At 45.3% G+C, this 13,734-nt stretch carries 8 protein-coding genes, 11 tRNA genes and 1 rRNA gene; 19 read left to right on the top strand and 1 reads right to left on the bottom strand.

Features of this window, described 5'->3' with window-relative positions; translation table 11 throughout:
- From rrf to C170_RS21750, 12 genes are all read left to right on the top strand, one after another.
- A 5S ribosomal RNA gene (gene rrf, locus C170_RS31675) occupies positions 1-75 on the top strand; the annotation flags it as partial.
- Between the two features lie 84 nt (positions 76-159).
- Positions 160-235: transfer RNA gene (locus tag C170_RS21800), tRNA-Asn, on the top strand.
- 3 nt (positions 236-238) lie between these two features.
- Positions 239-311 (top strand) — tRNA-Thr (locus C170_RS21795).
- 10 nt (positions 312-321) lie between these two features.
- Positions 322-393: transfer RNA gene (locus C170_RS21790), tRNA-Glu, on the top strand.
- Positions 394-400: 7 nt separating this feature from the next.
- Positions 401-476, top strand: a tRNA-Val gene (locus tag C170_RS21785).
- A gap of 9 nt (positions 477-485) precedes the next feature.
- Positions 486-560: transfer RNA gene (locus C170_RS21780), tRNA-Gln, on the top strand.
- 9 nt (positions 561-569) lie between these two features.
- Positions 570-645, top strand: a tRNA-Lys gene (locus tag C170_RS21775).
- A gap of 6 nt (positions 646-651) precedes the next feature.
- Positions 652-732 (top strand) — tRNA-Leu (locus tag C170_RS21770).
- Positions 733-742: 10 nt separating this feature from the next.
- A tRNA-Gly gene (locus C170_RS21765) sits at positions 743-817 on the top strand.
- A gap of 8 nt (positions 818-825) precedes the next feature.
- Positions 826-902, top strand: a tRNA-Arg gene (locus C170_RS21760).
- A 15-nt stretch (positions 903-917) separates the two neighbouring features.
- Positions 918-991 (top strand) — tRNA-Pro (locus C170_RS21755).
- A gap of 11 nt (positions 992-1,002) precedes the next feature.
- Positions 1,003-1,073 (top strand) — tRNA-Gly (locus C170_RS21750).
- A 234-nt stretch (positions 1,074-1,307) separates the two neighbouring features.
- On the opposite strand, the gene C170_RS21745 is transcribed toward C170_RS21750, so the two are convergent.
- The gene (locus C170_RS21745) at positions 1,308-1,655 is read right to left on the bottom strand and encodes a WGxxGxxG family protein (RefSeq protein ID WP_036614046.1); all 348 of its coding nucleotides are present in this window, start codon (positions 1,653-1,655) and stop codon (positions 1,308-1,310) included.
- 577 nt (positions 1,656-2,232) lie between these two features.
- On the opposite strand from C170_RS21745, the gene ppc reads away from it, so the two are divergent.
- The 7 genes from ppc (at position 2,233) to glmS (ending at position 13,411) form a co-directional block, all read left to right on the top strand.
- Positions 2,233-5,025 carry a phosphoenolpyruvate carboxylase gene (gene ppc / locus C170_RS21740; protein ID WP_036614045.1) on the top strand — a complete coding sequence of 931 codons (2,793 nt, stop codon included), beginning with the start codon at positions 2,233-2,235 and terminating at the stop codon, positions 5,023-5,025.
- Positions 5,026-5,286: 261 nt separating this feature from the next.
- Complete coding sequence (sigW, locus tag C170_RS21735; protein WP_036614044.1) at positions 5,287-5,853, top strand: RNA polymerase sigma factor SigW; 567 nt, start codon at positions 5,287-5,289, stop codon at positions 5,851-5,853.
- Between the two features lie 136 nt (positions 5,854-5,989).
- Positions 5,990-6,604: a zf-HC2 domain-containing protein gene (locus C170_RS21730; protein ID WP_036614042.1), complete on the top strand. Its 615-nt coding sequence runs from the start codon at positions 5,990-5,992 to the stop codon at positions 6,602-6,604.
- A 315-nt stretch (positions 6,605-6,919) separates the two neighbouring features.
- Positions 6,920-7,756 carry a diadenylate cyclase CdaA gene (cdaA, locus tag C170_RS21725; protein WP_017692119.1) on the top strand — a complete coding sequence of 279 codons (837 nt, stop codon included), beginning with the start codon at positions 6,920-6,922 and terminating at the stop codon, positions 7,754-7,756.
- Positions 7,749-9,242, top strand: a complete 1,494-nt coding sequence (locus C170_RS21720) for a CdaR family protein (RefSeq protein ID WP_051447345.1) — start codon at positions 7,749-7,751, stop codon at positions 9,240-9,242. Before cdaA ends, C170_RS21720 begins: the two co-directional genes overlap by 8 nt.
- A 73-nt stretch (positions 9,243-9,315) precedes the next feature.
- Positions 9,316-10,656 carry a phosphoglucosamine mutase gene (glmM, locus tag C170_RS21715; protein ID WP_017692121.1) on the top strand — a complete coding sequence of 447 codons (1,341 nt, stop codon included), beginning with the start codon at positions 9,316-9,318 and terminating at the stop codon, positions 10,654-10,656.
- A 922-nt stretch (positions 10,657-11,578) separates the two neighbouring features.
- On the top strand, positions 11,579-13,411 hold the full coding sequence (gene glmS / locus C170_RS21710; protein ID WP_036614040.1) for a glutamine--fructose-6-phosphate transaminase (isomerizing): 1,833 nt from the start codon (positions 11,579-11,581) through the stop codon (positions 13,409-13,411).
- Positions 13,412-13,734 lie beyond the last annotated feature (323 nt).

Genomic DNA, 13,734 nt, shown 5'->3' with positions numbered 1-13,734 from the left:
AACACGACCGTTAAGCCCTCTAGCGCCGATGGTACTTGGACCGCAGGGTCCTGGGAGAGTAGGACGCCGCCAAGCGAACTCTTTCATCATACATAGAAAACAGGCTCTGCATGTGGACGTTGTACGATGAATTGCATTTGCCCTGCAAATGCATATTATTCCCTGATAGCTCAGTTGGTAGAGCACTCGACTGTTAATCGAGTTGTCACAGGTTCGAGCCCTGTTCGGGGAGCCATTTGCTCTCATAGCTCAGTAGGTAGAGTGCATCCATGGTAAGGATGAGGTCACCGGTTCGATCCCGGTTGAGAGCTTTGGAAATGGGGCCCGTTGGTCAAGGGGTTAAGACACCTCCCTTTCACGGAGGTAACAGGGGTTCGAATCCCCTACGGGTCATATAGTTGGAGGCTTAGCTCAGCTGGGAGAGCATCTGCCTTACAAGCAGAGGGTCGGGGGTTCGATCCCCTCAGCCTCCACCATATTTTTATTGGGGATTAGCCAAGCGGTAAGGCAACGGACTTTGACTCCGTCATGCATAGGTTCAAATCCTATATCCCCAGCCATTTTAGTATGAGTCATTAGCTCAGTTGGTAGAGCACCTGACTTTTAATCAGGGTGTCGAAGGTTCGAGCCCTTCATGACTCACCATTATATGCGCGTGTGGCGGAATTGGCAGACGCACTAGACTTAGGATCTAGCGTCTTTGACGTGGGGGTTCAAGTCCCTCCACGCGCATCCTTTATTTGCGGAAGTGGCTCAGCGGTAGAGCATCGCCTTGCCAAGGCGAGGGTCGCGGGTTCGATTCCCGTCTTCCGCTCCAATATTTTTGCGCCCTTAGCTCAGCTGGATAGAGCGTTTGACTACGAATCAAAAGGCCGGGAGTTCGAATCTCTCAGGGCGCGCCATTATTTTTTTAGTATCGGGATGTAGCTCAGCTTGGTAGAGCACCTGGTTTGGGACCAGGGGGTCGCATGTTCAAATCGTGTCATCCCGATTTTTGTTTACGCGGGTGTAGTTCAATGGTAGAACTTTAGCCTTCCAAGCTAATAGCGTGGGTTCGATTCCCATCACCCGCTTACAGAATATAATGAAAGAGCCTTTGCAGATGCAGAGGCTTTTTTATTTTATTTAACGAAATAATCAGCAGTTATTTTATATTATACTTTATGTAAAGTATAATACAGGTTTATTTAAAAAAGAGCCAAGACCTCCCTATTTTAATAGTAAAGGGGTCTTGGCTCTTCTGTTTACCTCTGTGGATGAGCTGCTTCTAAGACGTAGCAGCTATTGTATAGTGACGTGAGTACAATTTAACGTTCGTTGCGATCCGTCACTCTTTTACGCATGCCCGCTAATCCAAGCAGTCCCAACAAACCAAGCCAGCCCCAATCCATGCCGTTGTCACGGTCGGTTGTTGTGGCGTTTGCCCGAACATTGTTGGTACGATAGTCACCATTGTTGCGGTAGTTTCCATCCATGTTCATATTCATGTTAGAATTAGTGTTTGTGCGGTCCATGTAGTTGGTGTCCTGATAAGACCGGACACGTGAGCCGGTTGTATCCATTCCTTTGGACATATGACCATCAGCAGCAGCAGGGCCAGCCATCGCGGCCACCAGAAGCACGGAAGCAATAATTGTTGTACCTTTCTTCATCATGTGGATTCCTCCTTTTTAGTAAGAGCTACAGATTAATCTGCCCAAGAAGACAAGTACAATATGTAGAAAAAGTCTGTTAAGATATACCTTTGAGTCCAATTGAATAACAACATACATAAGAAACTTGCCTAGTAAGCAGACTGTAGTGGGAAGAAAATTATAATTACACCTTTAATTTATTGCGTCACTGTGGTAAAGTATACAAAAGCTTGCTTTGCCGGTCATGTTTCTTTGTATATCATCTGTTCTCAAACAATGAAATTATGCGGTTTAACCTTAATATCAGGTACATGGGATCATATCTAAAAGAACTGTATATTTATGAGTTTTTAAGAATAGGTATGAGACTTTTGATTTATCTAAAGTACGTGAAAAAGGTATCATGCGACAGTATATGACCATTAATTGAAGCAGAACAAGAAAATGAATAAAAAAGCGTGTTTTTGTGCTGTAAATCGGGGATAATCCCCATTTTTTCTAGTAGAAAAATAAAGATTTTCGTACCATTTTATTGTATGATGTTATGAAGGTGTCAAATTTACGTGTACGAATGGAACGATCAGATGGGAGGATAAGCATGACTGAAACTATGGTAACCGCCAGCAAAAGCCAATCCAACAACCTGCTTCGGCGAGACGTGCGGTTCCTGGGCAATATACTCGGAGAAGTTCTTGTCCATCAAGGCGGCACGGAGCTTCTAGATATCGTTGAGAAGATTCGGGAAACGAGCAAATCGTTACGTGCAGAATTTCTGCCAGAACTCTATGCAGAGTTCAAAACGATGATCCAGGAATTAGACTCGGACAATCGTCACCAGGTTATTCGGGCTTTCGCTATTTATTTTCAATTAGTTAATATTGCTGAACAAAACCATCGGATCCGGCGTAAACGGGATTATGAACGTTCTGCTGGGGACGCTGTGCAGCCAGGATCGATTGAGAAAGCAGTACAGGATCTTAAGGAACGTGGACTGTCTCATATAGAGGTGGAAGAGATTCTCGACGATTTGTCGTTGGAACTCGTTATGACAGCTCACCCAACCGAAGCTATGCGCCGGGTTATTCTGGACATTCATAAACGGATATCCGAAGATGTCATGTCACTTGATAATCCTACGCTGACGTTGCGTGAACGTGAACAGTTGCGTGAGAAGCTGCTGAATGAGGTTATTACACTCTGGCAGACAGATGAACTTCGCGACCGCAAACCGACTGTGCTTGATGAAGTGCGGAACGGGATGTATTACTTTCATGAAACGTTGTTCCACGTACTTCCGGATGTATATCAGGAGCTGGAACGCTGCCTGAACAAATTTTATCCTGACCATGACTGGCATGTGCCGACGTATTTGCGGTTCGGTTCCTGGATCGGTGGAGACCGGGATGGAAATCCTTCGGTAACTTCAGATGTAACATGGCAGACACTGTTGATGCAACGCAAGCTTGCTTTGCGTGAATACCAACGGATTATGATTGAACTTATGGGCCATCTCAGCTTCAGCACAAACATCATTCATGTATCGGATGAGCTGGTGCAGTCGATTGAGCAGGATCGTAATTCTGTTACATTGAAAAAAGTGGATATCTGGCGGAATGAAAAAGAGCCATACCGCATCAAATTGGCTTATATGATTGCCAAGCTGAACAATGTACTGGATGAAAACAAATTAGGTCAGCCTGACCGTTATCATAGCGCACAGGATTTGATTGATGAACTGATGATTATTGATCGAAGTCTGCGCCATCATTTTGCCGATTACGTAGCAGATACGACCATTCGCAAAATGATTCGTCAAGTCGAGTTGTTTGGTTTCCATACCGCAGCATTGGATGTGCGTCAGCACAGTAAGGAACATGAAAATGCGATGTCTGAGATTTTGGCGAAAATGAACATTGTAGAGGATTATGCGCGTCTGACTGAAGACGGTAAAATCGATCTGCTTGCTCGTTTGCTGGATGATCCACGTCCACTTACTTCTCCTTATCACCAATACACGGAGGGAACCAAAGAGTGTCTGGATGTCTTCCGTACCATCAAGCGTGCCCAGAACGAATTTGGGAACGGCTGTATCACAAGTTACCTGATCAGTATGACGCAGGGCGCAAGTGATTTGCTGGAGGTTATGGTATTTGCCAAAGAAGTGGGCTTATTCACCAAAGGTCACAACGGTGACGTTGTATCTACACTTCAAGCGGTACCGCTGTTTGAAACGATTGATGATCTACATGCGGCTTCGGACATTATGCAGAAGCTGTTCAACCTTCCTGTATACCGCGCAAGCGTAAAAGGACGGAATGAACTGCATGAAATCATGCTTGGTTATTCAGACAGTAACAAGGATGGCGGCGTGGTTACAGCAAACTGGGAATTGCGTGTAGCAATGAATGCCATCACGGCTGTAGGTAATGAACACGGCGTTAAGCTGAAGTTCTTCCATGGACGTGGCGGGGCTCTTGGACGTGGCGGCATGCCACTCAACCGCAGTATTCTTGCTCAACCACCACATACGATTGGTGGGGGCATCAAGATTACGGAGCAGGGAGAGGTTATTTCTTCCCGTTATTCCCTTCAGGGGATTGCATACCGCAGTCTGGAGCAGGCAACTTCGGCTCTAATCACAGCAGCACTTAACGGGCTTGAGCCGCAAGAGTCAGCATCCGAACGTCATTGGGACAGCATCATCAAAGAGATTTCGGAAGTATCTCTGACGAAATATCAGGATCTGATTTTCCGTGATCCAGACTTCTTCACCTTCTTCAAAGAATCAACGCCGCTTCCGGAGGTTGGTGAGCTGAATATTGGTTCCCGTCCATCCAAGCGTAAAAATAGTGATAAGTTTGAAGATCTGAGAGCGATCCCTTGGGTATTCGCCTGGACTCAAAGTCGTTATCTGCTTCCGGCATGGTATGCGGCAGGAACAGGATTGCAAAGTTACTATCAGGATAAAGAGGAAAATCTGGTTGTCCTGAAAGAAATGTATGCAAGCTTCCCATTCTTCCGTACATTAATTGATACGGTACAGATGGCCGTAGCTAAGGCAGATCTGGTCATTGCCAAAGAATATTCAGCCATGACTTCGAACAAGGAAGCCCGTGATCGCATCTACGGTCAGATTGAAGCCGAATTCAAGCTCACAAAAGAGCTGATTCTGAAAATTACCGGAGAAGCTGAAATTCTGGATGATGTACCGGTTATTCAAGAATCCATTCGCCTTCGTAACCCTTATGTAGATCCGTTGTCCTACATGCAAGTTCAACTTCTGAGCGAGCTCAGAGATATGCGTGAACGTGGTGAGGATGATACAGAACTGCTCAGAGAAGTGTTGCTGACAATCAATGGCATCGCTGCAGGACTGCGTAACACAGGTTGATGATTGAACTGCTGCATTTGAATAATTATATGTAACAAAGTACCCATTACTTTGTTAACTAAAAAGCTCCATTCTCTGCTCTACGGAGTAAGAGATGAAACGGGACTCCTGCGGGAGTTCCCGTTTTTACTGTTTTTGGCGGATATTTGTCATACAGTCTTGATTTTTGACCAAAGTTGATTTACGATTTGATTGGTGAATTACAAGTGTGGACGGGTATCAGAAGACGGAAGACCCATCAGCATGTCTGGGGGAATAAGGGTGGACAATTTGGAGAATAGGCTTATTAAACTGGTGCTCAAGGGCGACCAGAGAGCCTTTGCAGAAATCGTTGAACTATATAAGGACAAGCTATTTCATTTGGCATACCGGATGCTGAACAATCGTCATGAAGCTGAAGACGTTGTGCAGGAGACGTTTTTGCGTGTGTTTCGTAATATGGAGAAGTACGATCCGAACCAGAAGTTCTCAACCTGGATCTACCGGATCGCAACGAATCTGTGTATTGACCGACTGCGCAGAAAGAAACCTTCATACTCATTGGATGCTGAACTGAATGATCAGGAAGGATCTGATGGTTATGCGATGCTCCCGAGTGATGATCGTACACCGGAGAGTGAAGCTCTCCTGTCAGAAACGCAGACACTCATTCGTGAGGCCATTGACAGTTTGCCAGCCAAGTATAAGTCCGTTATGATTCTGAGATATTTACAGGACTTGTCGCTACAGGAAATCAGTGATGTGACAGGTATGCCCGTAACAACGATCAAGACACGCGTTCATCGGGGCCGTGATTTTCTACGTAAAAAATTGGAGTATAAGTTATAAATGTTAAGCGCCTTTAAATATGGGCGAAATTATTTGAAACATATCCGAAACGGATGCGTATGTAATGTATGCAAGTCTTATGCGTGCTTTTTAATGGCACATGGACTAAGTGATTTAAGAAAGGATTGGCTCTCATATGGATTGCAACTCGGCCGTCTCTTTAATGCATGAATGTTTGGATGAGTCGTTGTCCCCGGCCCAGAAGGTTGAACTGAAAAGTCACCTTGTGATCTGTCCGGATTGTCGCATGCGCTTTAAAGAGTTGGAACAGACGGAAATGTTACTCTTTGCCATGAAACACTATTCACCGTCTGCCTCTGATGAGCTGACCAATCGAATTATGAATGCTCTGCCCCAGCCCAAGAGACAGCAAGCATGGCTCAAATGGGTCAAAGGACATCCCGCGCTGACGGCGGCAGCCTTCTTTTTGGTCGTGATGCTCTTTAGCGCCTTGAATTTCTGGAATCAGAATAACGAAATGGTTGTTAAGGGAAATAATCTGGACCAGATCGTGATTCAGGGTAACACGGTTATTGTTCCTGAAGGTAAGTCAATTGCTGGCGATCTTACGATAGAAAATGGAACCGCACAAGTATATGGTGATGTGAACGGCAATCTGACGGTTATCGACGGACAACTGTTTCAGGCTTCAACGGCGCATATTTCAGGTCAGGTGAAAAGTATTGATCAGGCGCTGGACTGGTTCTGGTACAAAATAACCAATATGGTAAATGAAGTGGCTTATCGCTAGAACAGGGTAAAATTCTTCAATGGTATATACCAAGCAGGGTACCTCCAGATTGCATGGGGTACTCTTTTTTTATACGCAAACTTTGTAATTAATGGTAAATGTGATGTTTATGTGCAGTTTGAGACTGCCGTAACTTGCAACCTGAACGTTAACGTTATAACCTAGATACTAAAGAGAACATACTACTACATATAGATAAGCATTTTGCACAAATCAAATAATGCAAAAATGCGGAGACAAAGGATTATATAAAATCCTAATGGGTTAATATGAGATCAGGGTTTACTCATCAATGGGGATAGCGGGGGCTGGCTTATGAATTATTTTGCTGACTTAACGTGGACAGAGTCCATTAAGGACGTTATCGATATATTGATCGTTACCTATATTATGTACAAACTGATTTTGCTTGTGCGGGGGACACGTGCGGTTCAGCTCCTAAAAGGGATTCTGTTCCTTGTGCTGATCTGGGCATTAAGTACGTGGCTAAACTTGTATACGCTCAAATGGTTAATGAACCAGATGTTTACGTTTGGTGTCGTTGCGGTCTTCATTATCTTTCAGCCGGAACTACGTCGTGGTCTGGAGCAATTGGGACGCGGTAAGCTGTTTGGACGTTCAGCGGCAGCGAGTGATGAAGAACTAACCGTGTTAATTGGTGAGATTATTAAGTCAGTTAATTATTTGTCACGGCGTAAAATTGGCGCTTTGGTCGTATTTGAACGTGAAACAGGTCTGAACGATTACACGGAATCGGGCATTAAGATGCATTCTCTGGTCAGCTCGGAGCTGATGATTAACATCTTTATTCCAAATACACCGCTCCATGATGGAGCCGTTATTATACAGGGAAAACAGATTTCGGCGGCAGCTTGTTATTTGCCATTATCAGAGAATCCTTTTATCAGTAAGGAATTGGGAACACGTCACCGTGCAGCAATCGGGATTACCGAAGTTGCAGATGCGATCTGTTTGGTTGTCTCCGAGGAGACAGGACAAGTGTCACTGGCAATGAATGGACAGGTCGTTCGTGATATTAAGGAAGAATCGCTGATTGCCAAACTGTATGAGGAGTTGCGCCCAACATCCAATCTGAAAAAGAATGGCTGGACAACCTTCTGGAAACGGAAGGGAGGACGTAACAATGGATAAGTGGTTTAACAATAATAACTTTGCCAAAATACTTGCGCTTGCGGTGAGCCTGTTGCTCTGGTTCATGATTCATCTGGATGAAGTACCAACCACCCCTACGATTACAACAGGGACAACCAACAAGGTTGTGGAACGTACGGTGCCTGTTCAACCTTATGGATTAGACAGCAACAGCTATGTGCTCACTTCATTAAGTACGGATGAGGTCCGGCTGGAGATTAAAGGACAGCGCTCGATGCTAACATCGATTTTTACGAATGACGATTACAAGGTACTGGTCGATCTGAGTCAGGTGAAAGATGGGTCCAATACACTGCCACTTGTACCTGATTTGCCTTCCGGGGTAGAAGTGGTCAGCATGGAACCTTCCATGGTTACGGTGAACGTAGAAAAATTGGGCACCAAATCCTTCAATGTGAATATTGTACCCGAAGGGGAACCATCCGCCGGATACAGCGCTGGAACGCCCGTAACTGAACCTTCGACGCCGGTTAAGGTAACTCTGCCCGAAGGGCAACTCGAGGCTGTAGCGAAGGTCCAGGGCAGTGTGAGCGTGAAAGATGCCAAGGAAGATGTCATACAGAAAAAAGTGAAACTTCAAGCATACGATGCTGAAGGCAAGGTCCTTGAAAATGCGATTATAACGCCTCAAACGGTTGAAGTCCGAGTTCCGGTCAATCAGCCCTATACATCTGTACCCTTAAGAATCAAATATTCGGGACAGCTTCCGGAAGGCCTGGTACTCTCCACGGTAGAGCCAAACGTGAAAGAAGTCTCGGTTTATGGATCAGAGGATGCGCTTGCAGGTATACAGTCCTACGACCAAGTAACCCTTGATCTTACACAGTTTGATCAGTCGGGTACATCGACAGTTAACGTGGACTTGACGCCGCCTTCCGGTTTTGAGAAAATCGAGCCTAGTTCGATTCAGATCAAGGTAACCATATCACCATTTGACGAGGCAGAGGAGACAACCAAAGTCTTTCCGAACGTCCCCATCACACTTACCGGTGCGGGGAATGGACTGGAAGGGACGCTGGTTACGCCTCGAAGCGGCGGTCTGAACCTCACACTTACAGGCTCAGCAAGTATGCTTGAGGGTCTGAGTAGTGATGATCTCACGTTAACCGGGGATCTTGCTGGACTTGCGGTCGGAACGCATGAGATCAAGCTTGAAGCCGACCTGCCCCGTTATGCCAAACTGGATGAATCATCCACTGCATTGAGTGCGACGGTCAAAATTAGCGAAAAGGCTGAAGATACCACGACCACTCCTGGCGAAGAACCGACGGACGAGGGAACGGTAGCACCTGACCCAACACCAGCCGAGGTTGAAAATGGGGAAACAGAGCCTGTTCCTGATGATGAAGAAACGGAATCGAATACGGATACTCAGGATCAGGGTCAACAGGGGAGCACAAGCAGTCGAGGTAATTTAAATAATAATAACAGCGGTACTGGCAGTAAAAGTGGCGCGAATCCGTAAACGTTCTAATTTTAAAATTCTCAAAAAAATAATAATAGTGCTCGTATATGATGCGAATAGAAGGAGTTAAATCATGGGGAAATATTTTGGTACAGATGGTGTAAGAGGGGTTGCCAATAAAGAGTTAACGGCAGAGCTGGCTTACAGCATTGGACGTTGTGGTGGTTACGTGCTTGCAGGTGGTGTGGAAAGACCAAAAGTGGTTATCGGCATGGATACTCGTATCTCGGGATTGATGTTGGAATCCGCACTGGTTGCAGGTCTGCTGTCCATTGGCGCTGATGTGATCCGTCTGGGCGTGGTATCCACTCCGGGAGTGGCGTATATTGCACGTTTGTTGAAAGCTGACGCGGGCGTGATGATCTCGGCTTCCCACAATCCGGTTGAGGATAACGGAATCAAGTTCTTTGGTGGAGATGGCTTCAAGCTTTCTGATGAAACAGAGAACCGGATTGAAGAACTGATGGATGCGGAGACTGATCAATTGCCACGGCCAGTTGGTGGCGGGCTGGGTACTGTAACGACAGATGAAGAATCCCGTTATCGTTATCTTGATTTCCTGAAAACGACTGTAAATGAATCGTTCTCTGGACTTAAAATTGTTTTGGACTGTGCAAACGGAGCAGCTTATGAACTGGCACCAAAATTGTTCAGTGAACTAGGTGCAGAAGTCATTGCCATTGGCGCTGAGCCTAACGGCCTGAATATTAATGAGCAATGTGGATCAACTCATCCAGAGAACCTGAAACAAGAAGTGCTCAAACATAAAGCAGATCTGGGTCTTGCTTTTGACGGGGATGCAGATCGTCTGATTGCTATTGATGAGACAGGCGCTGAGGTGGATGGAGACTTCATTCTGTGTATCTGTGGTGATGCGATGAATCGTGCAGGCAAGTTGAAGGACAGTACTGTTGTATCGACCGTTATGAGTAACATCGGATTCTACAAAGCAACGGAGAAACTTGCACTGAAAACAGCTAAAACGGCAGTAGGTGATCGTTATGTGATGGAGGAAATGCGTCGCGGCGGTTACAACTTGGGTGGAGAACAATCTGGCCATGTTATTTTCCTGGATTACAATACAACCGGAGACGGTATGCTGACTGCGATTCAACTCGTGGATACGCTCAAGGCTTCCGGTAAAAAACTGAGTGAACTAAAAGCGCTAATGACCCAGTACCCACAAGTATTGGTGAATGTGCGTGTTGAAGATAAGAGCAAATACGAGGGTAATGCTGCAATCGAGCAAGCTATTGCTACAGTAGAACAACAACTCGGGGATAATGGACGTGTACTCGTTCGTGCTTCAGGTACTGAATCTCTGATCCGTGTTATGGCGGAAGGACCAGATAAAGACGAACTTGAACAATTTGTGTCTCAAATCGCAGATGTAGTGCAAAAAGAACTGGTATAGGACCGGAAGAAATCCCATGTGCATACGGTTTTCTAAAGGGAATTGTTGTGTATAAAGGGTATGATATAACAGGATTTAGGACATATAGTGCGTGTTCAAAAAGTTTGGTTTTCAGTACCGAGAAGATGGAATGAAGATAGAAATGGAGTAGCGGAGCGTAGGGAAACTACGTGAGCAACGGACATTTCGGCTGAATTTCATATTCGATGCTGATTATGCCAATAGGCATGATTCGTAATCAAAAGCGGACTTTTTGAATTTCCTCTAAAGATGGATATTCCTGCGTCCCGGCCTGATGAGACCATAGGTCTGTTTATCCGGTCGGGATTGTAGGTAAATATGCTAAAATTGTCACAGGTACTTTGCTCCATTGCAAAATGGACCTGACGTGCATATAATGAGTGGAGTCGTCATTCAGACACAGAAAGTGAGGAACGTAAGGTTACAGTTATACAAGCGCCAGAGCTTGGAGTTGCGCGGGATGATGTTGATCAGGATTTCTTCTAGGTTGAAGAACGCTGATTAAGATCAACGGCAATCAAGCTGACGAGGTGGAGGTGTTCGGATTGTTCGGCGGGGACCTCCCGGTGAAGCACCAGAGCCGTAAACCGGATTGCGGAAAATGGATAGGTGACTGTCCACACAACGCGCCGGTGCAGGTGCAAGAGTTAAACTAAAATTCAAATGAATGTGCGTGAAGAGCGTAAACAGTACGCGGACGGGAAAATGATGTACATTCATGATTGCATTCATTACAGCTTATGATGACAGCGGGGCGACACGAGGTCGCTCTGATCATTGATAATTGAATAAGTACCAAGTATTCATGAAACGCTAGGCAATCACTCATTTTTCCGATATGCCGCCTCTGCCTGTTTCTCTTCGTGACACAGTATTCATATACAAACGGAGGAAATAAATTATGTGCGGTATTGTTGGATATATTGGTAATAAGAACACTCAGTCGGTATTGGTCGAAGGATTGAAGAAACTCGAGTATCGTGGTTATGATTCTGCAGGTATCGCAGTATTCACACCGGAAGGTCTGCAAATCACGAAAGCTCTTGGTCGTCTTGCGAACCTTGAAGCCAAGCTGGATGGTGCACCACTGGTAGGTAATGCCGGAATCGGACACACACGTTGGGCAACTCATGGTAAACCATCGGATGAGAACTCTCATCCACACACAGATGGAAGCCAGAAGTTCTCTGTTGTGCATAACGGTATTATTGAGAACTACCTGGATCTGAAGGACGAATTGATGGCTCAAGGTCACACGTTCACTTCCGAGACAGATACTGAGGTTATCTCTCACCTGATCGCACGTGAATACAATGGTGATATCGTCAAAACAGTACAAAAAGTGATTACGCTGTTGCGTGGCGCATTTGCACTGGGTGTATTGACAGAGCATGAGCCTGAGAAACTCGTAGCTGTGCGTCAAGCAAGCCCGTTGATTATTGGTATTGGTGAAGGCGAGAACTTCATTGGTTCCGACATCCCGGCAATTCTGGAGCATACACGTAACGTGTACATTCTGAATGATGGTGAAATGGCTGTATTGACACATGATGCTGTCGAATTGATGACGATTGAAGGCAACTTTATTTCTCGGGAAATGATTCGTGTCGATTGGGATGCTGTAACCGCAGAAAAAGGCGGATTTGAGCACTTCATGCTGAAAGAAATTCATGAGCAACCAAAAGCATATCGTGATACTATGCTGGGTCGCATCGATAATGAAAGCAAAAAAGTTCAACTTCCTGAGTTGAAAATGACTGAAGAACAAATCAAAAATATCCGTAACGTTCAAATCATTGCATGTGGTACAGCGTACCATGCAGGTCTGGTTGGACGTACAGTGATTGAGCAATTGGTACGTATTCCGGTTGAAACAGATGTGGCTTCCGAGTACCGTTACCGTTCCCCAATCGTGCACAAAGATACACTTGTAATCGTAGTGAGCCAATCCGGTGAAACTGCCGATACGCTTGCTGCATTGCGTGAAGCACAATCCAATGGGGCACATGTACTGGCAATCACAAACGTAGTGGGCAGCTCCATTGCACGTGATGCAGATGATGTTATCGCAACATTGGCAGGTCCTGAAATTGCAGTAGCTTCTACCAAAGCGTATACTTCGCAATTGATCGCGTTTAACTTGCTTGGTCTGTACCTTGCACAAGTTCGTGGTACTCAATCTGCAGAAGAGATTGAACACACGCTGGCAGCAATGCAAGCATTGCCTGAGCAAGTGGAATCCATGTTGGAGCAAGCGGAAGCAATTAAAGGATATGCAGAGCAAATCTCCAAACATGAACATCTCTTCTTCATTGGCCGTGGTCTTGACTATGCAGTAGCTCAAGAAGGATCTTTGAAGCTGAAAGAGATCTCTTATATTCACTCCGAGGCGTATGCTGCGGGTGAGTTGAAACATGGTACGCTTGCATTGATCGAAGATGGTATCCCTGTTATTGCCCTGGCAACGCAGGAGAACGTACTTGAGAAAACAGTGAGCAACATTAAGGAAGTAAAAGCACGTGGCGCAGATGTATTGGCAATTACGTATGAAGAGCACGTAGCACCATTGCTGAAATCCGTAGACCAAGCGTTTGCGATTCCTAAGACGCTGCCACTGCTTAGCCCTGCTTTGTCTGTAGTTGCGCTGCAATTGCTGGCATACTATGCTTCCCTGGCACTGGGTCATGATGTAGATAAACCACGTAACCTGGCGAAAAGTGTAACGGTTGAGTAAGGTAAGGAATTCAGTAAACTAATAAAGTATGGACAAAATAATGGTCCTGATGACTCTAAGTCATCAGGACTTTTTTGATGTTTCAGGAGGGTGGTTCTAAATATTAGAACCACCTTATTTGTGTTTTTTCATTGTAAATTGCGGTCATTCATTGGACGAAAATCCATCAGATTATAAAGTATCTTAGGAAGAGTATCCTTTTGTAATTCTCACATTTGAAATATTCTTCGTGCACGAATGTAATCAACTTCTTAAAGAGAATCATTAACCTTCGCAACTCGTAAGTGCAAATATATCCCCAAGAAGGATGCGGATCGGGCATA

The sequence above is a fragment of the Paenibacillus sp. FSL H7-689 genome (assembly GCF_000517905.1).
GTDB lineage: Bacteria > Bacillota > Bacilli > Paenibacillales > Paenibacillaceae > Paenibacillus > Paenibacillus amylolyticus.
This window is presented reverse-complemented; position numbering and strand designations above follow the sequence as displayed.